We start from the raw sequence: 26380 nt of genomic DNA on the forward strand, positions 1-26380 counted from the left end.
CTTCGCTCCGCCCCATCCGGACTATAGGTGCCCCGCGCCGGCGCCAGCCGGCCCAACGAGGACCGTTTTCATGCCTGATGTCACCCTGACCACCCTGCAAGGCCTGAAGCAAAGCGGCGAGAAGATCGCGATGCTCACAGCCTACGATGCCACCTTCGCCCAGGCGGCCAGCGCCGCGGGCGCGGAGATGCTGCTGATCGGCGACTCCCTCGGCATGGTGCTGCAAGGCCACGACAGCACGCTGCCGGTCACGGTCGAGGAAATGGCCTACCACACCGCCTGCGTGAAGCGCGGCAACCAGGGCGCGATGATCGTCACCGATCTGCCCTTCGCCTCCGGCACCTCGCTGCAGCGCCTGCTGGACGACGCGGTCAAGGTCATGCAGGCCGGCGCCCACATGGTCAAGCTCGAAGGCGGCGCCTGGCTGGCCGAGCCCATCGTGCGCCTGGCGCAGATGGGCGTGCCGGTGTGCGCGCACCTGGGCCTGACCCCGCAATCGGTCAACCTGTTCGGCGGCTTCAAGGTCCAGGGTCGCCAGGAAGCCCAGGCCCGCCAGCTGCGCGCCGACGCCATCGCCCTGGAGCAGGCCGGCGTGGCCATGCTGCTGCTGGAGTGCGTGCCCAGCGCCCTGGGCCAGGAGATCAGCGAAGCGGTGAAGATCCCGGTGATCGGCATCGGCGCCGGCCCCGGCACCGACGGCCAGGTCCTGGTGATGCACGACATGCTGGGCCTGTCGCTGTCCGGCCGCGCGCCCAAGTTCGTGAAGAACTTCATGGAAGGCCAGGACAGCATCCAGGGCGCCTTCGCCGCCTACGTCAAGGCCGTGAAAGACGGCACCTTCCCCGGCCCCGAACACGGATTCTCCGCATGAACACCGTCAAGACCGTCCGCGAACTGCGCGCCGCCGTCGCCCGCGCGCGCGGCGAAGGCAAGCGCATCGCCCTGGTGCCGACCATGGGCAACCTGCACGCCGGCCACGCCGCCCTGGTGGCCAAGGCCGGCCAGCGCGCCGACTTCGTGGTCGCCAGCATCTTCGTCAACCCGCTGCAGTTCGGCCCCAGCGAAGACCTGGACAAGTACCCGCGCACCCTCGCCGCCGACCAGGCCAAGCTGCTGGAAGCCGGCTGCCACCTGCTGTTCGCCCCGGGCGTGGAAGAGATGTACCCCGACGGCATGCAAGGTCAGACCAAGGTCAGCGTGCCCGGGGTTTCCGAGGGGCTGTGCGGCGGCAGCCGCCCGGGCCACTTCGACGGCGTCGCCACCGTGGTCTGCAAGCTGCTGAACATGGTGCAGCCGGACATGGCGCTGTTCGGCGAGAAGGACTTCCAGCAACTGGCGGTGATCCGCAAGCTGGTGCGCGACCTGAACATCCCCGTGCAGATCTTCGGCGAACCCACCGTGCGCGCCGAGGACGGCCTGGCGCTGTCCTCGCGCAACGGCTACCTGAACGACGACGAGCGCGCCCGCGCGCCGGTCATCCAGCGCACCCTGCGGCAGCTCGCCGAGGCCCTGCGCGGCGGCTCGCGCGACTTTCCGGCGCTGCTCGAAGAGGGCCGCCGGCAGATCGAGGCCGCCGGCCTGCGCGTGGACTACCTGGAAATCCGCGAGGCCCTGAGCCTGCGCCCTGCCGACGCCGGCGACCGGCAGGTGGTGGTCCTGGCCGCCGCCTTCCTCGGCAAGACCCGCCTGATCGACAACCTGCCGCTGCAGCTCGACTGACCCGCCGTTACCCGCCCAGGCCGCGCCGCACGCGGCTTGAGGCCGGGTAACAGGTTGGGCATACTCTGCCGCCGTCCGCGCCAAGCCCCACAACAACAGGAGCGCCGCCATGCACAGCATCATGCTCAAGGCCAAGCTGCACCGCGCCGAAGTCACCCACGCCGTCCTCGACTACGAAGGCTCCTGCGCCATCGATGGCGAGTGGCTGGACCTCGCCGGTATCCGCGAGTACGAACAGATCCAGATCTACAACGTCGACAACGGCGAGCGCTTCACCACCTACGCCATCCGCGGCGAGGAAGGCTCGCGGATGATTTCGGTCAACGGCGCCGCCGCGCACAAGGCCAAGGTGGGTGACCGGGTGATCATCTGCGCTTATGCTCAGTACAGCGACGCCGAGCTCGCCAACTACCAGCCGCGCATGCTCTACATGGCCCCGGGCAACCAGCTCAGCCACACCAGCAACGCCATCCCGGTGCAGCTCGCCTGAACCGTCAAAGCCCGGAACCCCCGGGCTTTTTCACGCTCCAACGCACGTCACACCCCCGAAGGTACCGCATGGAACACCACCTCACCCCGCTGGATGCCACTCGCCTGCCGAGCTGGCAGGCACTGGCCGAGCACCGCAAGGATCTGCAGGACTTCAGCATGCGCCAGGCATTCGCCGGCGATCCGAAGCGTTTCGAGCGTTTCTCCCTGAGCGCCTGCGGCCTGTTCCTCGACTTCTCGAAGAACCTGATCCGCGAGGACACCCTCGGCCTGCTGGTCAAGCTGGCGGAAGAAGCCCAGCTGGGCGAGGCCATCCAGTCCATGTTCCGCGGCGACGTGATCAACGCCTCCGAGCGCCGCCCGGTGCTGCACACCGCGCTGCGCCGACCGATCGGCGACAAGGTGCTGGTGGACGGCGTCGACGTGATGCCGGAAGTGCACCGCGTGCTGCACCAGATGACCGAGCTGGTCAGCTACGTGCACAACGGCCTGTGGCGCGGCTACACCGAGAAGCCCATCACCGACGTGGTGAACATCGGCATCGGCGGCTCCTTCCTCGGCCCGCAGCTGGTCTCCGAGGCCCTGCTGCCCTTCGCCCAGAAAGGCGTGCGCTGCCACTACCTAGCCAATATCGACGGCAGCGAGTTCCGCGAGCTGACCAGCAAGCTGAACGCCGAGACCACCCTGTTCATCGTCTCCTCCAAGTCCTTCGGCACCCTGGAGACGCTGAAGAACGCCCAGGCCGCGCGCGCCTGGTACCTGGCCCAGGGCGGCAACGAAGCCGAGCTGTACCGCCACTTCATCGCGGTTTCCAGCAACAAGGAAGCGGCGGTGGCCTTCGGCATCCGCGAAGAGAACGTGTTCCCCATGTGGGACTGGGTCGGCGGGCGCTACTCGCTGTGGTCGGCCATCGGCCTGCCGATCGCCATGTCGGTGGGCATCAACAACTTCAAGGAACTGCTGTCCGGCGCCTACAGCATGGACCAGCACTTCCAGAGCGCGCCCTTCGCCCGCAACATCCCGGTGCTGCTGGGCCTGCTCGGCGTCTGGTACGGCGACTTCTGGGGCGCGCGCAGCCACGCCATCCTGCCCTACGACTACTACCTGCGGAACATCACCGACCACCTGCAGCAGCTGGACATGGAGTCCAACGGCAAGAGCGTGCGCCAGGACGGCACCCCGGTCAGCGCCGGCACTGGCCCGGTGATCTGGGGCGGCGTCGGCTGCAACGGCCAGCACGCCTACCACCAGTTGCTGCACCAGGGCACCCAGCTGATCCCGGCGGACTTCATCGTCCCGGTCTCCAGCTACAACCCGCTGGCCGACCACCACCAGTGGCTGTACGCCAACTGCCTGTCGCAGAGCCAGGCGCTGATGCAGGGCAAGACCCGCGCCGAAGCCGAGGCCGAGCTGCGCGCCAAGGGCCTGGACGAGGCCGAGGTGCAGCGCCTGGCGCCGCACAAGGTGATCCCCGGCAACCGCCCGAGCAACACCCTGGTGCTGGAGCGCATCAGCGCCCGCCGCCTGGGCGCGCTGATCGCCATGTACGAGCACAAGGTCTACGTGCAGAGCATTCTCTGGGGCATCAACGCCTTCGACCAGTGGGGCGTGGAACTGGGCAAGGAGCTGGGCAAGGCCGTCTACGGGCGCCTGGTCGGCAGCGAGGAAAGCCCGGCCGAGGACGCCTCCACCCAGGGCCTGATCGACTTCTTCCGCGGCCGTCACCGCGGCTGAGTCCCTGCCTTGGCAAAAAGCGCCGTTTCCTCCATGGGGGAAGCGGCGTTTTCATTTCCGGTACGGCATACGCCGCCCCACCATTCCCCTGTAGGAGCGCGCCCTGCGCGCGAAATCGCGGGCAGGGCCCGCTCCTACAATTCGCCGGAAGGCATGGTGTTCCCGTAGGGCGCATAACCGTCCGCGGTTATGCGCCGATACACCGGGGCCACAGCCAGCGCCCAGGTCAACCCCGGAGCTGCCGGGCACCAAGGCCAAACGGCGGATAACGCCGTGGGCGTTATCCGCCCTACGCCTCCCCAACCGAACTGCCGGCCATCCCTCCAAGGCTTGAACCGGGCCGCGCATTGGCCCAGTCTTGAACCAGACGCCTTAGCAAAACATCACAACAACAAGGATATCGTCATGTTCGAAATCACCGCTCACCCGGTGCCGGACGCCGTTCGCCAGCGTGCCTACCTCGACGAGGAGGGCTACCGGCGCCTCTACCGCCAATCCATCGAACAACCGGACGTGTTCTGGGGCGAACAGGCCAAGGCCCTGCTCGACTGGTTCAAGCCCTGGCACTCCGTGCACCACGGCGACCTGGCCCGCGGCCAGGCCAGCTGGTTCAAGGGCGGCCAGCTCAACGTCGCCTACAACTGCATCGACCGCCACCTGGAACAGCGCGGCGAACAGGTCGCCATCATCTGGGAAGGCGACAACCCCGCCGAGTCCGCCCACATCACCTACCGCAAGCTGCACAGCCACGTCTGCCGCCTGGCCAACGTGCTCAAGAGCCGCGGCGTGGAGAAGGGCGACCGGGTGTGCATCTACATGCCGATGATCCCCGAGGCGGCCTACGCCATGCTCGCTTGCGCGCGCATCGGCGCCATCCACTCGGTGGTGTTCGGCGGCTTCTCGCCGGACTCCCTGCGCGACCGCATCCTCGACGCCGACTGCCGCACCGTGATCACCGCCGACGAAGGCGTGCGCGGCGGCAAGTACATCCCGCTCAAGCAGAACGTGGAAAAGGCCCTGCAGGACTGCCCGAACGTCTCCACCGTGGTGGTGGTGCAGCGCACCCAGGGCAAGGTGCCCTGGGTCGAGGGCCGCGACCTCTGGTACCACGAGGCCCTGCACGGCGTCAGCGAGGACTGCCCGCCCGAGCCCATGGACGCCGAGGACCCGCTGTTCATCCTCTACACCTCCGGCTCCACCGGCAAACCCAAGGGCGTGCTGCACACCACCGGCGGCTACCTGCTGGGCGCGGCCATGACGCACAAGTACGTGTTCGACTACCACGAAGGGGACATCTACTGGTGCACCGCCGACGTCGGCTGGGTCACCGGGCACAGCTACATCGTCTACGGCCCGCTGGCCAACGGCGCCACCACCCTGATGTTCGAGGGCGTGCCCAGCTACCCGGACGCCTCGCGCTTCTGGCAGGTGATCGACAAGCACCAGGTGAACATCTTCTACACCGCGCCCACCGCCATCCGCGCCCTGATGCGCGAAGGCGAGGAGCCGGTGAAGAAAACCTCGCGCGCCAGCCTGCGCCTGCTCGGCTCGGTGGGCGAGCCGATCAACCCCGAGGCCTGGGAGTGGTACTACCACGTGGTCGGCGAGACGCGCTGCCCGATCGTCGACACCTGGTGGCAGACCGAGACCGGCAGCATCCTCATCACCCCACTGCCCGGCGCCACCTCGCTCAAGCCCGGCTCGGCGACCCTGCCGTTCTTCGGCGTGCAGCCGGTGCTGCTGGACGAGCACGGCAAGGAGATCGACGGCCCGGGCGCCGGCGTGCTGGCGATCAAGGCCAGTTGGCCGAGCCAGATCCGCAGCATCTACGGCGACCACCAGCGCATGGTCGACACCTACTTCAAGCCCTATCCCGGCTACTACTTCACCGGCGACGGCGCGCGCCGCGACGAGGACGGCTACTACTGGATCACCGGGCGCGTCGACGACGTGATCAACGTCTCCGGCCACCGCATCGGCACCGCCGAGGTGGAAAGCGCCCTGGTGCTGCACGACGGCATCGCCGAGGCCGCGGTGGTGGGCTACCCCCACGACCTCAAGGGCCAGGGCATCTACGCCTTCGTCACGCCGATGAACGGCGTCGAGCCCAGCGAAGAGCTGAAGCAGGAGCTGCTGGCGGTGGTCAGCAAGGAAATCGGCAGCTTCGCCAAGCCGGAAGCGCTGCAGTGGGCGCCGGGCCTGCCGAAGACGCGCTCGGGCAAGATCATGCGGCGCATCCTGCGCAAGATCGCCTGCAACGAGCTGGACAACCTCGGCGACACCTCGACCCTCGCCGACCCCAGCGTGGTCCAGGGGCTGATCGACAACCGCATCAACAGGTGAAGGGCGGCTGCAAGCTGCAAGACAGAGCGCCTGCGGTTAAGCTAACCGTATGCACCACTTGTAGCTTGAGGCTTGCAGCTCCCCGTCATGGAAACCGTTCGCCGTCATATCGAAAGCCAGGTCCTGAGCCTGACCGGACTCGCCCTCGGGGGCGTCGATTTCGAATCCCCCAAGGGCGACCCGGGCCTGTTCGGCCCCGACTCGGCCTGCTGGAAAGTCCATGGCGACTTCAGCTCCATGCTCATCGGCGGCATCAGCGCCCTGCTCCTGCAGATGCTCCATCCCGCCGCCCTGGGCGGCGTCTGGGACCACTCCAACTTCCGCGCCGACATGCTCGGCCGCCTGCGCCGCACCGGCCAGTTCATCTCCACCACCACCTACGGCTCGGTGGCCGACGCCGAGAAGCTGATCGCCCGGGTGCGGCGCATCCACGACAACGTCAGCGGCACCCTGCCCGACGGCACGCCCTATGCGGCCAGCGATCCGGACCTGCTGACCTGGGTGCACGTCGCCGAGGTCAGCTGCTTCCTCAAGTCGCACCTGCGCTACCTGAACCCCGAGCTGCCCGGCAGCGAGCAGGATCGCTACTACGACGAGATCGCCCTGGTCGCCGAACGCCTGGGCGCCCGCGACGTGCCGCGCTCGCGCCTGGAGGTGGCCGAGTACCTGGAGCGCATGCGCCCCCAGTTGCGCTACAACGAGCGCACCCGCGACGTGGTCGAGGTGCTGCTCGACGCCCCGGCGCCCAGTTCCCTGGCCAGGCCCTTCAGCGCGCTGATGATGCGCGCCGGCATCGACCTGCTGCCGGACTGGGCCGCCGACATGCTCGGCTTCTCCCTGCGCCCGCTGCAACGCCAGCTGATCCGCACCAGCGTGAAGCGCAGCGTGCCACTGCTGCGCTGGGCGGTGCGCAACGGCTCGCTGCACCGCGCGCGCCGGCGCATGGGCCTGCCGCCGCTGCGCTGACCGGCCGACCCCGCGCCGACTCAGCGGTTCGGAGAGTGGTCGGCCATGCCCGCCTGTGCAACCATGCCCGCTCGTTCGCCGCGGCCCGCGCCGCCCCATGCTGAGGATTCGTGTCATGCAAGATGTCGTCATAGTCGCTGCCACCCGCACCGCCATCGGCAGCTTCCAGGGTTCCCTGTCGGCCCTGCCGGCCCATGAGCTGGGCGCCGCGGTGATCCGCCGCCTGCTCGAACAGACCGGCGTCGCCGCCGAGGCGGTCGACGAAGTCATCCTCGGCCAGACCCTCACCGCCGGCGCCGGGCAGAACCCCGCGCGCCAGGCAGCCATCGCCGCCGGCCTGCCGAACAGCGTACCGGCGATGACCGTCAACAAAGTCTGCGGCTCAGGCCTCAAGGCCCTGCACCTGGCCGCCCAGGCCATCCGCTGCGGCGACGCCGAAGTGATCGTCGCCGGCGGCCAGGAAAGCATGAGCCTGTCGCCCTACGTGCTGCCCAAGGCCCGCACCGGCCTGCGCATGGGTCACGCGCAACTGCTCGACAGCATGATCGTCGACGGCCTGTGGGACGCCTTCAACGACTACCACATGGGCATCACCGCCGAAAACCTGGTGGACAAGTACGGCATCAGCCGCGAGGAGCAGGACGCCTTCGCCGCCGAGTCCCAGCGCAAGGCCGCCGAAGCCATCGCCGCCGGGCGCTTCGAGGCGGAGATCACCCCCATCGAGATTCCCCAGCGCAAGGGCGAGCCGCTGCGCTTCGCCACCGACGAACAGGTTCGCGCCGGCACCAGCGCCGAGTCCCTGGCCAAGCTCAAGCCGGCGTTCAAGAAGGACGGCAGCGTCACCGCCGGCAACGCCTCCAGCCTCAACGACGGCGCCGCCGCCGTGCTGCTGATGAGCGCCGCCAAGGCCGCCGAACTGGGCCTGCCGGTGCTGGCGCGCATCGCCGCCTACGCCAATGCCGGCGTCGACCCGGCGATCATGGGCATCGGCCCGGTCTCCGCCACCCGCCGCTGCCTGGACAAGGCCGGCTGGCAGTTGGCCGAGCTGGACCTGATCGAGGCCAACGAAGCCTTCGCCGCGCAGTCCCTGGCGGTGGGCAAGGAACTGGGCTGGGACGCCGCCAAGGTCAACGTCAACGGCGGCGCCATCGCCCTCGGCCACCCCATCGGCGCCTCCGGCTGCCGCGTGCTGGTCACCCTGCTGCACGAAATGCTCCGCCGCGACGCGAAGAAGGGCCTCGCCACCCTCTGCATCGGCGGCGGCCAGGGCGTCGCGCTGGCCCTGCAACGCTGAGCCTCGCCGGGCGCGGCCGCAAGGTCGCGCCAACTGGGCTATCTTCATTGGGCGGATCGCGCCTTAAAGGATTGCCCATGAACAAACGCGTCATCGTGGTGGAGGATCACCCGGCCATGCGCCTGGCGATTCGCTCGCTGCTCGCCCAGGACCCCCAGTTCGAAATCGTCGGCGAGGCCGACGACGGCAACGCCGGGCTCAACCTGGTGCGCCAGCACAAGCCCGACCTGGTCATCCTCGACCTCAACCTGCCGGGCATGGACGGCATGGACCTGCTGGCGCGGGTGCACATCTTCGACGAGAACATCCGCCTGCTGGTGCTCAGCTCCCAGGACGAGCGGCTCTACGCCAGCCGCGTGGAAGCCGCCGGCGGGCACGGCTTCGTCAGCAAGAACAAGGACACCACGGCCATCCTCAACGCCGCGCGCATGCTGGTCGCCGGCTACCGCTGCTTCCCCGAACGCCCCCTGGGCGCGCCCGGGCAGCCCGGCGACGACCCGGTGGCGGCGCTCACCCCGCGCGAGCTGGTGGTGCTGCGCAGCCTGGTGCGCGGCCAGAGCAACAAGCAGATCGCCGAGGAGCTGTTCCTCAGCCAGAAGACCGTCAGCACCTACAAGACGCGCATCCTCGAGAAACTGCAGCTGAACAGCCTGGTGGACCTGGTGGAGTTCGCCCGCCAGCACAACCTGCAGGCCTGAGCGCCGCGGCCGCGCTGCCACGGCTCAAGACTTGGAACTTTGCACGCGTGCCATACTCCGAGGTACGCCACGACGGAAAATGACTCCCGCTATGCCCAAAGGATTGATTCGCGCGATCGGCACCCTGGTGCTGCTGTTCCTCCTCTATTGCCTGCTGGGCTTCCTGATCCTCCCCGGCATCGCCCTGCGCGTGGCCAACCAGCAACTGGCCCAGTACGCCACCGTGCCGGCGCACATCGAGCGCATCGAACTCAACCCCTTCAGCCTGGAGCTGAACGTCTGGGGCCTGCGCATCGGCCAGCCCGGCCAGGAGCAGGTGGCCTTCGAGCGCCTGTACGCCAACCTGCAGCTCGACAGCCTGTGGACGCGCCAGCTGCACCTGGCCGACGTGCAACTGGACAAGCCCCATGGCGAAGTGGTGTTCGCCGAGGACGGCAGCCTCAACCTCGGCCGCCTGTTCAAGCTGCCGCCCAGCGAGCCCAAGCCCGAGCAGCCGGACAGCAAGCCCTTCCCGCTGCGCATCGAGCGCGTCGCCCTGAGCCAGGGCAGCGTGCACTTCCAGGACAACCGCCCGAGCGAGCAGGTGGATTTCGTCTTCGACCCGCTGGGCTTCGAGCTGCACAACCTCAGCACCCTGCCCGACAGCGGCGCGCAGATGACCCTGAGCGGCGCCGGCCCCCACGGCGGCAAGGTCGACTGGAAGGGCGACCTCAGCCTGACTCCGCTCGCCTCCAGCGGCAGCCTGTCGATCCAGGGCATTCCGCTCAAGGCCTGGTGGCCCTACGTGCGCGACAACGCGCCGCTGGAGTTGCAGAAGGGCATCCTCAGCGTTGCCACCGAGTACAAGCTGGACCTGAGCAAGGACACCCAGCTGCAGTTGGAAAAGACCAGCGCCAACCTGCGCGACCTCGACCTCAAGAGCCCGGCCGGCAAGCCGCTGGTCACCCTGGCCAGCCTCGATGTGGCCGAGACCAGCCTGGACCTGGCCAAGCGCGAAGTGCTGGTCGGCCAGATCCGCAGCCAGGGCCTGGAAACCTGGGCGGCCCGCGAGAAGGACGGCCAGCTCGACTGGCAGAAACTCTTCGCCGACTTCCAGAAGCCCGCGCGCAAGCCGGCCCCTGCCGAGCAGCCGGAACCCGCCGCCGATGCGGCAGCGCAACCCGCCGACACCGCGCCGGCCGCCAAGCCCGTAGCGGACGCGGCCAGCCCTGCGCCCGCCAAGACCGATGCGGCCCCGGGGGACAAAAGCGCAACCCAGGCCGCGGCGAAGCCCGAGGCCAAACCTGAAGCAGAGGCCCAAGCCCAAGCCCAAGCCCAAGCCCAAGCCCAAGCCCAAGCCCAAGCCCAAGCCGACCAGGCTGCGGCCGCCGCCGACAAGCCGGCAAGCCCGCCGCCGGAACCGGCCAAACCGACCGAACCGCAGAAACCCTGGCACGTGGTCCTGCGCGACACCCAGCTGCGCGGCTACAAGGTGCACCTGGCCGACCGCGTACCGGCCAGGTCGGTGGCCCTGGACATCGGCCCGCTGGACCTCGACCTGCAGGACCTCGACAGCTCGCTGACCCAGGCGCTGCAGCTCAAGCTCAAGACCGGCATCGGCAACCGCGGGCTGATCGAGGCCAGCGGCAGCGTCATCCCCAACCCGGTCAGCGCCAGGCTCAAGGTCGCCACCCGCGACATCGACCTGCGCCTGGCGCAGTCGTACCTGGAGCCCTTCATCCGCCTGGAGCTGCGCAGCGGCTTCCTCGCCAGCAAGCTCGACGTCGACCTCAAGAGCACCGAGCCGCTGGCCTTCAGCGTCGGCGGCAGCGCCGAGGTCAGCCAGCTGCACACCCTGGACACCCTGAAGAGCCGCGACTTCGTCAAATGGCAGAAGCTCACCCTCGACGGGCTGGCCTACAAGCATGGCGACAGCCTGGTGATCCAGAGCGTGTCCTTCGAGCAGCCCTACGCACGCTTCATCATCAACGAGGACCGCAGCACCAACGTCAGCGAGCTGATCATCGCCCAGCCCGAGCAGCCGGCGGCCAAGGGCGCCGCCAGCCCGGCCAAGGCCGGCAGCGACAAGCCCCTGGGCATCCACATCGGCGGCATCCGCATCAACGACGGCTCGGCCAACTTCGCCGACCTGACCCTGCGCCCGGACTTCGCCACCGCCATCCAGCAACTGGGCGGCGAGATCGGCACCCTGGACAACCGCAATCCGCAGCCGGCCAGCGTCGACATCAAGGGCAAGGTCGACAAGTACGCCCCGGTGACCATCAAGGGCAGCCTCAACCCCTTCTCGCCGCTGGAGAAGCTGGACATCGCCACCAGCTTCAAGCGCGTCGAGCTGACCACCCTGACGCCCTACTCCGGCAAGTTCGCCGGCTACCGCATCCGCAAGGGCCGGCTCAACCTCGACCTGCACTACCAGATCACCAAGGGCCAACTGAAGGCCGACAACAAGGTGCTGGTGGAACACCTGCAACTGGGCGAGAAGGTCGACAGCCCCGACGCCGTCGACCTGCCGGTGAAGCTGGCGGTGGCCCTGCTCAAGGACACCAACGGCAACATCGACATCCAGCTGCCGGTGGAGGGCGACCTGAACAACCCGCAGTTCAGCGTCATGCCCATTGTCTGGCAGACCCTGCGCAACCTGGTGCTGCGTGCCGTGCAGGCGCCCTTCAAGTTCATCGCCGGCCTGGCCGCCGGCGGTGGCGACGAGGACCTGGGCAACGTGCCCTTCGCCGCCGGCTCCAGCGAGCTGACGCCCGCGGCGCAAGGCAACCTCGACAAGCTCGCCGCCGCGCTCAAGCAGCGTCCGGCGCTGAAGCTGGAAGTCGAGGGCGTGAGCGCCGCCGCGGCCGACGGCCCGCTGCTGGCCGAGCAGCGCCTGCAGCAGGAATTCCGCAGCAACTACTACAAGATGCTGCAGCGCCGCGGCGACAAGGTGCCCAGCGACGCCAGCCAGCTGGAAGTGCCGGAAGACCTGCAGCCGGCCCTGCTCGAAGGCATCTACCGCACGCGCCTGAAGAAACAGCCGCCGGCCGAGTGGCAGGAACTGGGCAAGGACGAGCGCACCGCCAAGCTGCGCCAGGCGGTGGTCGACTCCTGGAGCGGCAGCCAGTTGCTGCTGCGCAAGCTGGCCCAGGAGCGCGGCGCGCACATCAAGGACTATCTGGTCACCAAGGGCGGACTGGGGGATGATCGCATCTACCTGATCGACGTCAGCCAGGCCGAGGCGGAAAAGGGCGGCGAGGTCGTCACCCAGCTCCACCTCGACAGCGAATGAGGCACGCCCCGATGAAGTCCCTTCCCCTGCTGGCCGGCGCCCTGCTGCTGGCCAGCGCCGCAGCCCAGGCCGACAGCATGCGCTGCGGCAGCGCCCTGGTCAGCGTCGGCGACCGCGCCTGGGAAGTGGAGCAGAAGTGCGGCGCGCCGGACCATCGCGACGACGTCGGCTATACCCTCGGCGGCTACGACCGCCGCGAATTCAAGGTCGAGGAATGGGTGTACGGCCCGCGCAACGGCGCCACCTACATCCTCACCTTCGAAGCCAACCGCCTCAAGCGCATCGAATTCAAGCGCGACTGACCGCAGCGGAGCCGCCATGCGCCTGTTCGTCCTCCCCCTGCTGCTGCTCGCCGCCGCCCCGGCGCTGGCCGACAGCCTGCGCTGCGGCAGCCGCCTGATCAGCAGCGGCGACAGCAGCAGCGACGTGCTCGAACGCTGCGGCCAGCCGGTGGACCGTTCCTACCTGGGCAACCGCATCGTCGTCGGCGACTGGGGCCAGCGCGAGGAGGTGCGGGTGGAGGAATGGATCTACGGGCCCTGGAACGGCATGCTGTATTTCGTGCGCTTGCGCGGCAACCGCGTCGACGCCATCCAGAGCAAGCGCAGCAACTGACAGACAGCGCCCGATGCCGGTGATAGTCTCGCGCCATCACCGCCAAGGACAGGTCGCCCATGCTCATCGTGCCCGCCGAACACCCGCTGGACTGGAAGAAGCCGCCGCTGGTCACGCTGCTGCTGATCCTGCTCAACTGCCTGATCTTCTTCGTCTACCAGGGTGGCGACCGGGCCCGCCAGGAACAGGCCGTCGGCGTCTACCTGGAACTGGACCTGCTGGGCCGCGAGCGCGCCCTGTTCGGCGAATCGCTGGCGCGCCGCGAGAAGCTGGACGACAACCAGAAACGCGCCATCGAGGGCCTGCGCCGCCAGGACCTGGCGTGGCTGATCCTCCGCGACCTGGAGTTCGGCCATGAACTGCGCGGCCAGCCGGCCTTCCAGCAGGACCCGGCCTGGCAAGCGGCGCGGGCCAGCGCCGAGGCCGCGCGGGACCGCCTGAGTTCACTGCGCTTCGGCTTCATCCCCGCGCAATTCAGCCTGCAGGGGCTGTTCGGCTCCATGTTCCTGCACGGCGACTTCTGGCACCTGGCCGGCAACATGGTGTTCCTGTTCATCTTCGGCTTCGCCCTGGAAATCGCCCTGGGCCGCCTCAAGTACCTCGCCCTGTACCTGGTCAGCGGGCTCTGCTCCGGGCTGCTGTGGTGGGCGCTGGACCCGGTGTGGATCACCGGCATCGGCGCCTCCGGCGCCATCTCCGGGCTCATGGGCATGTACATCGGCGTCTATGGGCTGCGGCGCATCCGCTTCTTCTACTGGCTGGGGCCGCTGCTCGGCTACTTCAGCGCGCCGGCGCTGTGGATACTGCCGCTGTGGATGGGCAAGGAGCTCTACGGCCTGCTGCGCGCCGCCGACCACGTCAACTACTACGCCCACCTCGGCGGCCTGGCCTCGGGCTTCCTGCTGGTGTGGCTGCCGCGCCGCTTCGGGCGGCTGAAGGTCGACGAAGCCTACCTGGCCAAGGAAGACCCCGACGCCGGCTTCAAGCGCGACCTGGCCGCCCTCGACGCCCTGATCGGCCGCTTCGCCCTGGACCAGGCGGCGAGCCGCGGGCAGGACCTGCTGCAACGCCACCCCGGGCGCCTGCTGCTGATCGAACGTCTGTACGGCGTGGCCGTCTCCCGCCAGGACGCGGCGCTGCTCGGCGCCGTGCTCAAGCAATTGTTCGCCCTGCCGCCGAGCGAGGCCGCAGCGCTGCTGCGCCGCCTGGCCGACGACAGCGCCGCGGAGAAACAGCGCCAGCTGGCCCACCCCGTGGTGCAACTGCACCTGCTGCAACGGCTCCTGCAACTGGAGGACGGACCACGAGCCCTGGGGGCCTGGCGGCGCCTGGCGAAAAGCGGCCAGCACCCGGCGCAGCTACCGCAGATGACGCTGCAACTGGCCAAGCGCCTCGGCGCCCAGCGCGACAGCCAGGGCCTGCGCGAACTGGCGCAGTTCCTTCGTCATCGCTACCCCGAGGCCGAGCAGACGCGCCAGCTGGCGCTCTACCAGCAGCAACTGGCGCGCTGACGAAAAGGCCCCGCCGGCTTGCGCCGGCGGGGCCCAGTGAAACCTCGCGCTGGATTACAGGCGGTCGCTGAAGTCGCGGACTTCCCGCTCCGCGCGGTCGCGGCTCCAGCCGTAGCGTTCCTGCAGCTTGCCGACCAGGTATTCGGCATGTCCGTCCGCCACTTGCAGGTCGTCGTCGGTCAGCTTGCCCCACTTTTCCTTCAGGGTGCCGGACAGCTGCTTCCACTTGCCCTTGATCACGTCGGAATTCATCACGCTATTCCTCGTTCGATGGGCAGGCCCGGCGCGAGCCGGGCCGCCATTGTCAGTCCACGGCCTTCAGGCCGTCGGCGGAAACCGCCTTGACGCCCTTGATGCCCTTGGTGGTTTCGATCGCCAGGTCACGCTCGGCGTCGGTCTTCACGGTACCGGACAGGGAGACCACACCCTGGTTGGTTTCCACCTTGATGCTGGTGCCGCTGATGTCCTTGTTGGCGATCAGGCTGGATTTCACCTTGCTGGTGATCCAGGTATCGGAAACCGCTTCCTCGGTCTTCTGCACGGTGTCATTCGCAGCGAGGGTCGTCGGTTGCGCGAACACCGGGCTGGCGAGCGAGAAGCTCAGGGCGGAAGCGGTGGCAGCGGCAAGGGCCAGTTTGCTGAAACGGTGTTTCATGGCGATCTCTCCTGTACTTTGCAAGGAACTGCGACCATGCCTGGCGGCAGTTTCACAAGGGATATCGCAAGCTCCGGGCCAGTTTTTCCGCGAAGGCTAATTCCTTTTAAATCAAACACCTAGCAAAAGCGCCCGGGGCCCCTGGACCGGCAAATTGCACACTGGGGGCCAAGGCGCCGTGCAATTTGCACGGGCTAACCGCCCTGGCGGGCCATCTTCTCCAGCACCTGTTCCAGGCTGGCCACCTCGGCGAGCAACGGCGTGTCCGGGTAGCGCTGGCGGATGAACGCCAGCAGCTTGCCGGCCGGCTCCAGTTGCCCGAGGCCTTCGGCGAAGCCGCGCGCGGCCAGCAGGTACGCCCGCGGAATCTGCGGGTACTGCGGGAAGCGCTGGTGCAGGTTGCGCAGCAGACTCAGGGCCTCGCGGGCCTTGTGCCGCTGCAGCAGCACCTCGGCGATGCGTTCGCACACCAGCGGGTCGTCCGGCAGGTAGTCAGCCTGCAACTGCCGGGCATTGAGCAGCGCGCCGGCCGCCAGTTGCGGGTTCAGCCGCGTCGCCAGGGGCAGGTAGTCCGCCAGGTGGGCCAGGCAGGCCTCGCGCTCGTTCAGCCCGTACAGCAGCTGGTGGTAGCGCTCGTTCAGGCGCAGGTCCTCGGGGTCCTGGCGCAGGGCCGCCGCCAGTGTCTCCACGGCCGCGCCGCCCTGCCCTTCCTTCACCCTCACCTCGGCTTCGGCCAGCGCCCGGCGCCGACGCCATTCGGCCTCGGGGAAGCCCTGCACGACGTCGTCGCCTGCCACCGCATAGCCCAGCGCGCCCTGGTACTGGAACACGGCGTAACCCATCATCGCGCACATCACCACACCGAAGTAGCCGAGCAGCGCCACCAGTATCGGCATCAGCACCACCTTGGGCAGGCCGAAGCCGAGCAGCCAGGCCAGGTAGTTCGGCGATTGCCAAAGGATGAACAGGAAGACGCAGAGGATCAGGTATCGCCAGCCCATGGCGCCGATCACCTGGCCGACTTCCACCGGGCTGAGCGCCGCGCCCAGGCTCTTGTCCAGGGCCAGGCGGATGACGCTGGCCGGCAGCACCAGCACCAGGGCGAGGTTCACCGCCCAGAACAGCGAGGGATTGTCGAAGTCCGCGGCCAGCCAGAGCACCACCGCGGCCACGACGAACACCGCCAGTTGGCGCAGGAAGGCGCCCAGGCTGGAGAGGTCGAAGGCCTCGCCCAGGCCGGGCGCATCGTTGCTGCCCAGGCTGACCACCTCGATGACGCTGTGCAGGTACTTGGTGGCCACGCTCAGCAGGGCCAGCCACAGCAGCAGCATGCTGGGCATGAACAGACTGGCCAGGGCCAGCGCCGCGGCGAACATCAGCGGGCCCGGTTGCAGGGCGTAGGCGAAGAACTTCGGCAGGCGCTCCCAGAACGGCTGGGCGCTGTTGGCCGCGCCCAGGTACTGCAGGCCGTTGCGGCACAGCGGGCAGGCCGGGGCGTATTCCGGTGCGTCGGCGTTCAGCGGCACGCAGCAGTCGCCGTAGTGGCGCTGGCACGGCAGGCAGAACCAGGTGGCGGGCTGCGCCTGGTGGTAGTGGCAGTAATGCTTGTCCATCGGCCTGGCTGTCCTTGCGTGCTGGCGAGACGCCATTTTCCAGGCAAAAAAAGAGGGCCCGCAAGGGGCCCTCTTTCATTTTGCTACCGCTTAGACGCCAGAGGCTTCGGCAGCGGCCACGTCCTTGATGGACAGCTTGATGCGGCCGCGGTTGTCGACGTCCAGAACCAGGACCTTGACTTCCTCGCCTTCCTTGAGCACGTCGGTGACCTTGTCGATGCGCTTGTCGCTGATCTGCGAGATGTGCACCAGACCGTCCTTGCCCGGCAGGATGTTGACGAAGGCGCCGAAGTCGACGATGCGCTCGACCTTGCCGACGTAGATCTTGCCGATCTCGGCTTCCGCGGTGATGCCCAGGACGCGCTGCTTGGCGGCCTCGGCGGCTTCCTTGGTTTCGCCGTAGATCTTCACGCTGCCGTCGTCCTCGATGTCGATCGAGGCCTTGGTCTCTTCGCAGATGCCGCGGATGGTGGCGCCGCCCTTGCCGATGACGTCGCGGATCTTGTCCGGATCGATCTTCATCGACAGCATGGTCGGGGCGTTTTCCGACAGCTCGGCGCGCGGCTGGGCGATGACCTGGTTCATCTGGCCGAGGATGTTCAGGCGCGCTTCCAGCGCCTGCTCCAGGGCGATCTCCATGATCTCTTCGGTGATGCCGTTGATCTTGATGTCCATCTGCAGGGCAGTGACGCCCTTGGCGGTACCGGCGACCTTGAAGTCCATGTCGCCCAGGTGGTCTTCGTCACCCAGGATGTCGGTCAGGACGGCGAACTTGTCGCCTTCCTTGACCAGGCCCATGGCGATGCCGGCAACCGGAGCGCGAACCGGCACGCCGGCGTCCATCAGCGCCAGGGAGGCGCCGCACACGGAAGCCATGGAGCTGGAACCGTTGGATTCGGTGATCTCGGAAACCACGCGGATGGTGTAGGGGAACTCGTCCTGCGACGGCAGCATGGCGGCGACGCCACGACGGGCCAGACGGCCGTGGCCGATTTCGCGACGGCCCGGGCTGCCCATGCGGCCGCACTCGCCCACCGAGAACGGCGGGAAGTTGTAGTGCAGCATGAACGGGTCCTTGCGCTCGCCTTCGAGGGTGTCGAGCAGTTGGGCGTCACGGGCGGTGCCGAGGGTGGCGACGACCAGGGCCTGGGTTTCGCCACGGGTGAACAGGGCCGAGCCGTGGGTCTTGCCGAGCACGCCGACTTCGATCTTCAGCGGACGCACGGTGCGGGTGTCGCGACCGTCGATACGCGGCTTGCCGTTGACGATGTTCTCGCGAACGGTGCGGTATTCCAGCAGGCCGAAGACGTCCTTGACCTCGCTGGCCGAGTACTGGCCTTCGCCTTCGCCGGCGAACCTGGCGACGATCTCTTCACGCAGGGCGTCCAGGGCGGCGTAGCGCTCCTGCTTGATGGTGATGGTGTAGGCGTCGGAAATGGCGGCGCCGAACTCGGCCTTGATGGCCTCGATCAGGGCGGTGTTCTCGGCCGGGGCGCTCCAGTTCCAGCTCGGCTTGCCGGCTTCGGTGGCCAGTTCGGCGACGGCGCGGATGACCGCCTGGAATTCTTCATGGGCGTACAGCACGGCGCCCAGCATCTGGTCTTCGGTCAGCTCGTCGGCTTCGGACTCGACCATCAGCACGGCGTCGGAGGTACCGGCCACGACCATGTCGAGGCTGGAGCTCTGCAGTTGCTCGTAGGTCGGGTTGAGGATGTAGCCGACTTCCGGGTGGAAGCCCACGCGGGCGGCGCCGATCGGGCCGGCGAAGGGAATGCCGGAGATCGCCAGGGCGGCGGAGGTGCCGATCATGGCGGCGATGTCCGGATCGGTCTTCTTGCCGGTGGAAACGACGGTGCAGACGACCTGCACTTCGTTCATGAAGCCTTCGGGGAACAGCGGGCGGATCGGACGGTCGATCAGGCGCGAGGTCAGGGTTTCCTTCTCGGAAGGACGGCCTTCACGCTTGAAGAAACCACCGGGGATGCGGCCGGCTGCGTAGGTCTTTTCCTGGTAGTGGACGGACAGCGGGAAGAAGCCCTTGTTCGGGTCGGCCTGCTTGGCGCCCACGACGGTGACCAGCACGGTGACGTCGTCCATGGTGACCAGCACGGCGCCGGTGGCCTGGCGGGCAATGCGGCCAGTCTCGAGGGTTACGGTCGATTGACCGAACTGGAATTTCTTGGTTACCGGGTTCACGGTGTCTTTACCTTCACTTAGTTGCCTTGGGGGAAATCGTGGAAATGCCGGGAGTCGGACCCAAAATCATTCCCTAAAAAAGCCGAAAGCTGGAAGCCGAAAACCGGAAGCAAGAGCAACGCCCCACTTCCAGCTTCCCACTTCCAGCTTCCGGCTCGCTCACGTCTTAGCGACGCAGGCCCAGGCGACCGATCAGGGCGCTGTAACGAGCAGTGTCCTTGTTCTTCAGGTAGTCCAGCAGCTTGCGGCGCTGGTTGACCATGCGGATCAGGCCACGACGGGAGTGGTGGTCTTTGCCGTTGGCCTTGAAGTGGTCCTGCAGCTTGTTGATGTTGGCGGACAGCAGGGCAACCTGCACTTCCGGGGAACCGGTGTCGCCTTCAGCTTGCTTGTACTCGTTTACGATCTGGGCTTTCTCTTGGACGCTCAGTGCCATGATGGGCTTTCCTCTGAGGTAACAGGCCAGGGACTTTTCCCTGTGTTCATAAAGGAGGTGTGACCGTGCCTGTTGACAGCCACCCTCGGGTTTCCGGCCTTACGACCGAATCAGTCGACGCGGCGCGATGCGCCCGTCGTCGGTCACCTCACCGATACCGATGAAGCGACCTTCGTGATCCTGTACCCGTAGCATGCCGAACTTCGGCGCCTCGGGTGCGCGTACCGGCTGCCCATGCAGCCAATAGTAGGCGCTGTGCTCGGACAGCTGCAGCAGCGGCCAGTGTTCCAGGCCGGCGTCCACCGGCAGCAGGAAGCGGTCGAGGGCCTCGTTGCCGCCCTCGGCATGGACCTGCACCAGTTCCTCCAGCGTCACCGCCTGGGCCAGGCCGAAGGGGCCCGCCTGGGTGCGCCGCAGCGCAGCCACGTGGGCGCCGCAGCCCAGCTCGCGGCCGATGTCCTCGACCAGGGTGCGGATGTAGGTGCCCTTGCTGCAGGAAACGGCCAGGGTGGCGCAAGGCGCCTCGAAGGCCAGCAGTTCCAAGCGCGCAATAGTAACAGAACGCGCCTCGCGCTCCACTACCTCTCCTGCGCGGGCCAACTTGTACAGCGGCTGGCCGTCCTTCTTCAGTGCCGAATACATCGGCGGCACCTGCTCTATTTCGCCGCGGAAGCGCGGCAGCAGGGCCTCTAGGGCCTCCCGACCGACGGTCACCTGGCGTTCCTCGAGCACTTCGCCCTCGGCGTCGCCGGTGGTGGTGGTGACGCCCAGCTGGGCCAGGGTCTCGTAGCCCTTGTCGGCATCCAGCAGGTACTGGGAGAACTTGGTGGCCTCGCCGAAGCACAGCGGCAGTACGCCGGTGGCCAGGGGGTCGAGGCTGCCGGTGTGCCCGGCCTTTTCCGCATTGAGCAGCCAGCGCACCTTCTGCAGGGCCTGGTTGGAGCTCATGCCGCGCGGCTTGTCGAGCACCAGCACGCCGTTGACCGCACGGCGGATACGTTTCACCTGGGCCACGCCTTACTCCTCGGAACCGCCACCGTGACGACGGTCTTCCGCCACCGCCCGCTCGATCAGCGCCGACAGCTCGGCGCCGCGGCGGATGCTGGCGTCGTAGCTGAAATGCAGCTGCGGCACGCTGCGCAGCTTCATCGCCTTGCCCAGGTGCATGCGCAGGAAGCCGGCGGCGTCGTTGAGGATCGAGACGTTCTGCTTGATCAGCTCGGCGTTGTCGTCCTGCCCCATCACGGTGATGAACACCTTGGCGTGGGACAGGTCGCGCGCCACGTCGACGCCAGTGATGGTCACCAGGCCCAGGCGCGGGTCCTTGACCTCGCGCTGGATCAGCAGCGCCAGTTCGCGCTGCATCTGATCGCCGATGCGTTGGGTACGGCTGTACTCTTTTGCCATTTTCCTAACCTGCTTCCGGTGGCCCATGGGCACCGGACGAATAAGCGGCAAACGCCCGGATCAGCAAGGCTGACCCGGGCGCTGCGTTCACGCTCGTCGGCCCTTACAGGGTACGAGCGACTTCGACCTTCTCGAACACTTCGATCTTGTCGCCGACGCGGACGTCGTTGTAGCTCTTCACACCGATACCGCACTCCATGCCGGCACGGACTTCGGCCACGTCGTCCTTGAAGCGGCGCAGCGATTCCAGCTCGCCTTCGAAGATCACCACGTCGTCGCGCAGTACGCGGATCGGACGGTTGCGGTGCACCAGGCCCTCGGTGACCATGCAGCCGGCGACCGCGCCGAACTTCGGCGAACGGAACACGTCACGCACTTCGGCGATACCCAGGATGTTCTCGCGGACATCGCTGCCGAGCATGCCGGTCAGGGCTTTCTTGACGTCTTCGATGATGTCGTAGATCACGTTGTAGTAACGCATGTCCAGGCCTTCGGCCTCGACGATCTTGCGCGCACCGGCGTCGGCACGGACGTTGAAGCCGAACAGCACCGCGTTGGAGGCCAGCGCCAGGTTGGCATCGGATTCGGTGATGCCACCGACGCCGCCGCCGACCACGCGGACCTGCACTTCTTCGTTGCCCAGACCGCTGAGCGAGCCCTGCAGGGCTTCCAGGGAACCACGCACGTCGGCCTTGAGGACGATGTTGAGGGTCTTTTTCTCTTCCTGGCCCATGTTCTCGAAGATGTTTTCCAGCTTGGCCGACTGCTGGCGAGCCAGCTTGACCTCGCGGAACTTGCCCTGGCGGAACAGCGCGACTTCGCGGGCCTTCTTCTCGTCGGCGACCACGGTCACTTCGTCACCGGCATCCGGCGTGCCGTCCAGGCCGAGGATCTCGACCGGGATGGACGGGCCGGCTTCCTTGATCGGCTTGCCGTTCTCGTCGAGCATGGCGCGCACGCGGCCGTAGTTCACGCCGCAGAGGATCATGTCGCCCTGGCGCAGGGTACCGTCCTGGACCAGCACGGTGGCTACCGGGCCACGGCCCTTGTCCAGGCGCGACTCGACCACCACGCCACGGCCGGGGGCCGACGGGGTGGCTTTGAGCTCCAGGACTTCGGCCTGCAGCAGCACGGCTTCGAGCAGCTCGTCGACGCCGGTACCCATCTTCGCCGAGACCGGCACGAAGGGTGCGTCGCCGCCCCACTCTTCCGGGATCACGTCGAGCGCGGCCAGGCCGTTCTTGATGTTGTCCGGGTTGGCGTCGGGCTTGTCGATCTTGTTGATCGCGACCACGATCGGCACGCCAGCGGCTTTCGCGTGCTGGACGGCTTCCTGGGTCTGCGGCATGACGCCGTCGTCGGCCGCCACCACCAGGATGACGATGTCGGTCGCCTGGGCGCCACGGGCACGCATCGCGGTGAACGCGGCGTGGCCGGGGGTGTCGAGGAAGGTGACCATGCCGCGGTCGGTTTCCACGTGGTAGGCGCCGATGTGCTGGGTGATGCCGCCGGCTTCGCCCGCGGCCACCTTGGCACGGCGGATGTAGTCGAGCAGCGAGGTCTTGCCGTGGTCGACGTGGCCCATCACGGTCACTACCGGCGCACGGGCTACCGCCTCGCCTTCGAACTTCAGCGACTCGGCCAGTTGCTCTTCCAGGGCGTTCTCGCTGACCAGCTTGACCTTGTGGCCGAGTTCCTCGGCGATCAGTTGGGCGGTCTCCTGGTCGAGTACCTGGTTGATGGTCACCGGGGTGCCCATCTTGAACATGAACTTGACGACTTCGGCGCCCTTCACCGACATCTGCTGAGCCAGCTCAGCAACTGTGATGGTCTCACCGATACTCACTTCACGCACAATCGGTCCTGTCGGGCTCTGGAACCCGTGCTGGTTACGCTTCTTCAGCTTCGACTTGCCGCGACCGCCGCCACGGCGACCGAAACTGTCGTCGTCATCCACACCGGTGCGAACAACGCGCGGCGCGGAGGTCTTTTCCTTTTCCTTGATCGACGGGCGATGCTGGGCATGCTTGCGATCGCGACGCTCGTCTTCCTCTTCGCGCTTGGGCGGACGGCGTACTTCGGCTTCCTTCTTGCGCTCCTCGCCAGCAGCCGGAGCGGCGGCGGGCGCGACAGGCGCGGCAGCCGGAGCCCCGGCAGCGACAGCGGGGGCCGCAGGCTGGGGAGCCTGGTCAGGCTGGCGACGAGCCGCTTCCTCGGCCTGACGGCGGGCTTCGGCTTCGGCCTTCTGACGGGCTTCTTCCTCGGCCTTCAGGCGAGCCGCTTCCTCGGCGGCGCGCTGCTCTTCCAGCTCGCGCTGGCGCTCGGCCTCGATCTCGTCGGGGCTGCGCTTGACGTAGGTCTTCTTCTTGCGGACCTCGACGCTCACCGTCTTGCTGCCGGCCACCCGCAGGGTGGAGGTGGTCTTACGCTGCAGGGTGATCTTGCGCGGTTCTTCCAGGCGATCGCCGTGGCTACCCTTGAGGTGCGCCAGCAGAGCCTGCTTTTCGTTATCGGTCACTACCTGCTCGGCACTGCTGTGCGGCAGGCCCGCCTCGCGCATCTGCTGCAGCAGGCGCTCGACCGGCGTATCGACCGTTTTGGCCAGTTCTTTCACCGTGACTTGCGTCATGCATTTCTCTCCTCAGGCCGCGAATGCTTACTCGAACCAATGGGCCCGGGCGGCCATGATCAACTTGCCGGCACGCTCTTCGTCCATGCCGTCGATGTCGAGCAGGTCGTCGATAGACTGCTCGGCAAGATCTTCACGGGTGGTTACGCCACGCAGCACCAGGTCCAAGGCCAGCTCTTTGGTCATGCCATCGAGGCTGAGCAGGTCTTCGGCCGGTTGCGCGTCGGCAAGTTTTTCCTCGGTCGCGATGGCTTTGGTCAACAGACGGTCCTTGGCGCGCGAGCGCAGCTCGTTGACGATGTCTTCGTCAAAGCCGTCGATGTTGAGCATCTCTTCCATCGGTACGTAGGCGATTTCTTCCAGGGTGGTGAAGCCTTCCTCGACCAGTACCTGGGCCAGCTCCTCGTCGACATCCAGCTCGTCGATGAAGCGCTGCAGGATGTCACCGGTCTCGGCCTGCTGCTTGGCCTGGATGTCGGCCTCGGTCATCACGTTCAGCGTCCAGCCGGTCAGCTGGCTGGCCAGGCGGACGTTCTGGCCGCTGCGGCCGATGGCCTGGGCCAGGTTGTCCTCGGCGACGGCGATATCCATGGTGTGGGTATCTTCGTCGACGATGATCGCCGCCACTTCGGCCGGAGCCATGGCGTTGATGACGAACTGCGCGGGGTTGTCGTCCCACAGGACGATGTCCACGCGCTCGCCGCCCAGTTCGCCGGACACGGCCTGGACGCGCGAACCGCGCATGCCGATGCAGGCGCCCTGCGGGTCGATGCGCTTGTCCTTGGAGCGTACCGCGATCTTGGCGCGCGAACCCGGGTCGCGGGCAGCGGCCATGACATCGATCAGCTGCTCGGCGATTTCCGGCACTTCGATGCGGAACAGCTCGACCAGCATCTCCGGCGCGGTGCGCGAGAGGACCAGTTGCGGGCCGCGGTTCTCGCTGCGGATTTCCTTGAGCAGGGCACGCACGCGGGTGCCGACGCGGAAGGTCTCGCGCGGGATGATCTGGTCGCGGGCCAGCAGCGCTTCGGCGTTGTTGCCCAGGTCGACGATGACGTTGTCGCGGGTGACCTTCTTGACGGTGCCGGAGATGATCTCGCCGACCTTCTCGCGGTAGGCGTCGACCACCTGGGCGCGCTCGGCCTCGCGGACCTTCTGCACGATGACCTGCTTGGCGGTCTGCGCGGCAATGCGGCCGAACTCGATGGACTCGATCTTCTCTTCGATGACGTCGCCGGCCTTGGTGCCCGGGTGGCTTTCCTGCACGTCCTCGACGGTCAGCTCGGCGGCCGGGTTGGAGTAGTCCTCGTCCTCGACCACGGTCCAGCGGCGGAAGGTGTCGTAGTTGCCGTTGGTGCGGTTGATCTGCACGCGCAGGTCGACCTCGTCCTCGAAACGCTTCTTGGTGGCGGTCGCCAGAGCCAGTTCCAGCGCCTCGAAAATCACGCCGGGCGGTACACCTTTCTCGTTGGATACCGACTCAACAACCAGCAGTACTTCTTTGCTCATCGTACGCCTCGCCTTTCAATCCATTGGAATCCGCTTGATCCGCGGCTCACTCAAATCGGGGAATGATGTTGGCCTTATCGATCGAATCGATCGGCAGCAGGTATTCATGGTCGTCCACCAGGACCACCACGTCCTGCTCCTCCACACCGCGGAGGACGCCCTGGAAGTTGCGGCGACGCTCGAAGGGCACGCGCAACTTGATCTTCACTTGCTCGCCAACGTAGCGGGCGAACTGCTCGAGGGTGAACAGCGGGCGGTCCATACCCGGGGAGGAAACTTCCAGGGTGTATTCGCCGCTGATCGGGTCCTCGACGTCGAGCACGCCGCTGACCTGACGACTGACCGTCTCGCAGTCCTCGATCAGGATGCCGTCGGCCTTGTCGATATAGACCCTCAGCAGGGAATGACGTCCCTGGGACAGGAACTCGAGGCCCCAGCACTCGTAGCCGAGCGCCTCTACCACAGGGGCCAGCAAGGCCTGCAACTGTTCTAGCTTGCTCGACACCTGATCGCCTCGCGTATGCCGTAGAAACGAAAAATGGGCGAAACGCCCATCCCTAAAGGGCCGCCCAGCAACGGCGGCGCGGACTGTCCAGCTAGCAAAAAGCCCCTGAAAAGGGGCTCTGCCATAACTGGTTGCGGGAGCTGGATTTGAACCAACGACCTTCGGGTTATGAGCCCGACGAGCTACCAGACTGCTCCATCCCGCGTCAAAGCTGGTGCGAAATTATACGGTTACACCCTATCCAGGTCAACCGACGCACCGGAAACGAAAGCCCCGCATGCGGGGCTTCGTATATGGTACCGAGGAGGGGACTCGAACCCCTACAGCCTATGGCCACTACCACCTCAAGGTAGCGTGTCTACCAATTCCACCACCTCGGCAAAAACCTTTGCCTTACTTCTGCTCAGGAGCTGCCGGAACGTCACCGTTACCAGCTGCCGGGGCTTGTTGCTGCCCCTGGGTCGCCGGCACGTCGGAGGTTGCCGGGACCTTCTCCTGATGCTGCTCCATCACTGCCGGATCAGGAAGTCCGATGTGACGTATCATATCAGCTTTTTCTTTAGCGAAATACGCTAAACCCAAGCTGGTAATGAAAAAAATTGCAGCCAGTACAGCAGTAAAACGACTGAGGAAGGTTGCGGAACCCTGGCTACCGAAAACGGTACCCGAAGCACCAGCGCCAAAGGAGGCACCGGCATCCGCACCCTTGCCATGCTGAAGCAGGACCAGTACAACCAGACCCAGCGCCATCAGCAGGTGAATCACGATTACAACTGTTTCCAGCATC

At 66.9% G+C, this 26380-nt stretch carries 23 protein-coding genes and 2 tRNA genes; 12 read left to right on the forward strand and 13 right to left on the reverse strand.

Annotated features, from left to right (window positions below):
* The first annotated feature begins 70 nt into the window (after positions 1-70).
* The 12 genes from panB to PcP3B5_RS26285 all read left to right on the forward strand — a co-directional run bounded on the left by panB (position 71) and on the right by PcP3B5_RS26285 (position 14643).
* Positions 71-871 (forward strand): 3-methyl-2-oxobutanoate hydroxymethyltransferase, encoded by an 801-nt coding sequence (panB, locus tag PcP3B5_RS26230; RefSeq protein ID WP_009613015.1) that lies wholly within the window; start codon positions 71-73, stop codon positions 869-871.
* Entirely contained in the window at positions 868-1719 is an 852-nt protein-coding gene (panC, locus tag PcP3B5_RS26235) for a pantoate--beta-alanine ligase (protein WP_061562795.1), read from the forward strand. The genes panB and panC overlap by 4 nt, the downstream gene beginning before the upstream one ends.
* Positions 1720-1828: 109 nt before the next feature.
* A complete protein-coding gene (panD, locus tag PcP3B5_RS26240) occupies positions 1829-2209 on the forward strand; it encodes an aspartate 1-decarboxylase (protein ID WP_009613020.1) in 381 nt (126 codons plus the stop codon).
* Positions 2210-2277: 68 nt separating this feature from the next.
* The gene (gene pgi, locus PcP3B5_RS26245) at positions 2278-3942 is read left to right on the forward strand and encodes a glucose-6-phosphate isomerase (protein WP_061562796.1); all 1665 of its coding nucleotides are present in this window, start codon (positions 2278-2280) and stop codon (positions 3940-3942) included.
* A gap of 405 nt (positions 3943-4347) precedes the next feature.
* Positions 4348-6285 carry an acetate--CoA ligase gene (gene acs / locus PcP3B5_RS26250; protein ID WP_061562797.1) on the forward strand — a complete coding sequence of 646 codons (1938 nt, stop codon included), beginning with the start codon at positions 4348-4350 and terminating at the stop codon, positions 6283-6285.
* 87 nt (positions 6286-6372) lie between these two features.
* A complete protein-coding gene (locus PcP3B5_RS26255; protein ID WP_009613024.1) occupies positions 6373-7251 on the forward strand; it encodes an oxygenase MpaB family protein in 879 nt (292 codons plus the stop codon).
* 115 nt (positions 7252-7366) lie between these two features.
* On the forward strand, positions 7367-8545 hold the full coding sequence (locus PcP3B5_RS26260; RefSeq protein WP_061562798.1) for an acetyl-CoA C-acetyltransferase: 1179 nt from the start codon (positions 7367-7369) through the stop codon (positions 8543-8545).
* Positions 8546-8622: 77 nt separating this feature from the next.
* Positions 8623-9243, forward strand: coding sequence for a response regulator transcription factor (locus PcP3B5_RS26265; RefSeq protein ID WP_009613026.1), 621 nt, complete (start codon positions 8623-8625; stop codon positions 9241-9243).
* Positions 9244-9334: 91 nt separating this feature from the next.
* Positions 9335-12517 carry a DUF748 domain-containing protein gene (locus PcP3B5_RS26270; protein ID WP_061562799.1) on the forward strand — a complete coding sequence of 1061 codons (3183 nt, stop codon included), beginning with the start codon at positions 9335-9337 and terminating at the stop codon, positions 12515-12517.
* 11 nt (positions 12518-12528) lie between these two features.
* Positions 12529-12819 carry a DUF2845 domain-containing protein gene (locus PcP3B5_RS26275; protein WP_043318563.1) on the forward strand — a complete coding sequence of 97 codons (291 nt, stop codon included), beginning with the start codon at positions 12529-12531 and terminating at the stop codon, positions 12817-12819.
* 16 nt (positions 12820-12835) lie between these two features.
* Entirely contained in the window at positions 12836-13132 is a 297-nt protein-coding gene (locus PcP3B5_RS26280; RefSeq protein ID WP_058488403.1) for a DUF2845 domain-containing protein, read from the forward strand.
* A gap of 59 nt (positions 13133-13191) precedes the next feature.
* On the forward strand, positions 13192-14643 hold the full coding sequence (locus PcP3B5_RS26285) for a rhomboid family intramembrane serine protease (protein ID WP_061562800.1): 1452 nt from the start codon (positions 13192-13194) through the stop codon (positions 14641-14643).
* Between the two features lie 54 nt (positions 14644-14697).
* Here the strand turns inward: PcP3B5_RS26285 and PcP3B5_RS26290 are convergent, their stop codons facing one another.
* From PcP3B5_RS26290 to secG, 13 genes are all read right to left on the reverse strand, one after another.
* Complete coding sequence (locus PcP3B5_RS26290) at positions 14698-14895, reverse strand: CsbD family protein (RefSeq protein WP_061562801.1); 198 nt, start codon at positions 14893-14895, stop codon at positions 14698-14700.
* Positions 14896-14947: 52 nt separating this feature from the next.
* Positions 14948-15298, reverse strand: a complete 351-nt coding sequence (locus PcP3B5_RS26295) for a BON domain-containing protein (protein WP_009613032.1) — start codon at positions 15296-15298, stop codon at positions 14948-14950.
* Between the two features lie 194 nt (positions 15299-15492).
* Complete coding sequence (locus PcP3B5_RS26300; RefSeq protein WP_061562802.1) at positions 15493-16911, reverse strand: hypothetical protein; 1419 nt, start codon at positions 16909-16911, stop codon at positions 15493-15495.
* Between the two features lie 90 nt (positions 16912-17001).
* Positions 17002-19107, reverse strand: coding sequence for a polyribonucleotide nucleotidyltransferase (pnp, locus tag PcP3B5_RS26305; protein ID WP_009613034.1), 2106 nt, complete (start codon positions 19105-19107; stop codon positions 17002-17004).
* 166 nt (positions 19108-19273) lie between these two features.
* Complete coding sequence (rpsO, locus tag PcP3B5_RS26310) at positions 19274-19543, reverse strand: 30S ribosomal protein S15 (RefSeq protein WP_009613036.1); 270 nt, start codon at positions 19541-19543, stop codon at positions 19274-19276.
* 99 nt (positions 19544-19642) lie between these two features.
* Entirely contained in the window at positions 19643-20557 is a 915-nt protein-coding gene (gene truB, locus PcP3B5_RS26315; RefSeq protein ID WP_043269015.1) for a tRNA pseudouridine(55) synthase TruB, read from the reverse strand.
* Between the two features lie 3 nt (positions 20558-20560).
* Positions 20561-20950, reverse strand: coding sequence for a 30S ribosome-binding factor RbfA (gene rbfA / locus PcP3B5_RS26320; RefSeq protein ID WP_009613040.1), 390 nt, complete (start codon positions 20948-20950; stop codon positions 20561-20563).
* A 103-nt stretch (positions 20951-21053) separates the two neighbouring features.
* A complete protein-coding gene (gene infB, locus PcP3B5_RS26325; RefSeq protein WP_009613042.1) occupies positions 21054-23579 on the reverse strand; it encodes a translation initiation factor IF-2 in 2526 nt (841 codons plus the stop codon).
* Between the two features lie 27 nt (positions 23580-23606).
* Complete coding sequence (gene nusA / locus PcP3B5_RS26330) at positions 23607-25088, reverse strand: transcription termination factor NusA (protein WP_009613044.1); 1482 nt, start codon at positions 25086-25088, stop codon at positions 23607-23609.
* A 46-nt stretch (positions 25089-25134) separates the two neighbouring features.
* On the reverse strand, positions 25135-25593 hold the full coding sequence (rimP, locus tag PcP3B5_RS26335) for a ribosome maturation factor RimP (RefSeq protein WP_009613046.1): 459 nt from the start codon (positions 25591-25593) through the stop codon (positions 25135-25137).
* Between the two features lie 128 nt (positions 25594-25721).
* Positions 25722-25798 (reverse strand) — tRNA-Met (locus tag PcP3B5_RS26340).
* Positions 25799-25887: 89 nt separating this feature from the next.
* Positions 25888-25973, reverse strand: a tRNA-Leu gene (locus PcP3B5_RS26345).
* Positions 25974-25986: 13 nt separating this feature from the next.
* Entirely contained in the window at positions 25987-26379 is a 393-nt protein-coding gene (gene secG, locus PcP3B5_RS26350; RefSeq protein WP_043269011.1) for a preprotein translocase subunit SecG, read from the reverse strand.
* Position 26380: the final 1 nt, after the last annotated feature.

Origin of the sequence: Pseudomonas citronellolis (assembly GCF_001586155.1) — a bacterium.
GTDB lineage: Bacteria > Pseudomonadota > Gammaproteobacteria > Pseudomonadales > Pseudomonadaceae > Pseudomonas > Pseudomonas citronellolis.

Coding starts and splice junctions, on each gene's coding strand:
- rpsO (WP_009613036.1), bottom strand. CDS start 19,543: ATGGCACTGAGCGTCCAAGAGAAAGCCCAGATCGTAAACGAGTACAAG.
- PcP3B5_RS26265 (WP_009613026.1), top strand. CDS start 8,623: ATGAACAAACGCGTCATCGTGGTGGAGGATCACCCGGCCATGCGCCTG.
- PcP3B5_RS26290 (WP_061562801.1), bottom strand. CDS start 14,895: ATGAATTCCGACGTGATCAAGGGCAAGTGGAAGCAGCTGTCCGGCACC.
- PcP3B5_RS26295 (WP_009613032.1), bottom strand. CDS start 15,298: ATGAAACACCGTTTCAGCAAACTGGCCCTTGCCGCTGCCACCGCTTCC.
- PcP3B5_RS26280 (WP_058488403.1), top strand. CDS start 12,836: ATGCGCCTGTTCGTCCTCCCCCTGCTGCTGCTCGCCGCCGCCCCGGCG.
- pgi (WP_061562796.1), top strand. CDS start 2,278: ATGGAACACCACCTCACCCCGCTGGATGCCACTCGCCTGCCGAGCTGG.
- PcP3B5_RS26285 (WP_061562800.1), top strand. CDS start 13,192: ATGCTCATCGTGCCCGCCGAACACCCGCTGGACTGGAAGAAGCCGCCG.
- panD (WP_009613020.1), top strand. CDS start 1,829: ATGCACAGCATCATGCTCAAGGCCAAGCTGCACCGCGCCGAAGTCACC.
- secG (WP_043269011.1), bottom strand. CDS start 26,379: ATGCTGGAAACAGTTGTAATCGTGATTCACCTGCTGATGGCGCTGGGT.
- PcP3B5_RS26260 (WP_061562798.1), top strand. CDS start 7,367: ATGCAAGATGTCGTCATAGTCGCTGCCACCCGCACCGCCATCGGCAGC.
- panC (WP_061562795.1), top strand. CDS start 868: ATGAACACCGTCAAGACCGTCCGCGAACTGCGCGCCGCCGTCGCCCGC.
- PcP3B5_RS26275 (WP_043318563.1), top strand. CDS start 12,529: ATGAAGTCCCTTCCCCTGCTGGCCGGCGCCCTGCTGCTGGCCAGCGCC.
- PcP3B5_RS26270 (WP_061562799.1), top strand. CDS start 9,335: ATGCCCAAAGGATTGATTCGCGCGATCGGCACCCTGGTGCTGCTGTTC.
- PcP3B5_RS26255 (WP_009613024.1), top strand. CDS start 6,373: ATGGAAACCGTTCGCCGTCATATCGAAAGCCAGGTCCTGAGCCTGACC.
- acs (WP_061562797.1), top strand. CDS start 4,348: ATGTTCGAAATCACCGCTCACCCGGTGCCGGACGCCGTTCGCCAGCGT.
- nusA (WP_009613044.1), bottom strand. CDS start 25,088: ATGAGCAAAGAAGTACTGCTGGTTGTTGAGTCGGTATCCAACGAGAAA.
- panB (WP_009613015.1), top strand. CDS start 71: ATGCCTGATGTCACCCTGACCACCCTGCAAGGCCTGAAGCAAAGCGGC.
- rbfA (WP_009613040.1), bottom strand. CDS start 20,950: ATGGCAAAAGAGTACAGCCGTACCCAACGCATCGGCGATCAGATGCAG.
- infB (WP_009613042.1), bottom strand. CDS start 23,579: ATGACGCAAGTCACGGTGAAAGAACTGGCCAAAACGGTCGATACGCCG.
- PcP3B5_RS26300 (WP_061562802.1), bottom strand. CDS start 16,911: ATGGACAAGCATTACTGCCACTACCACCAGGCGCAGCCCGCCACCTGG.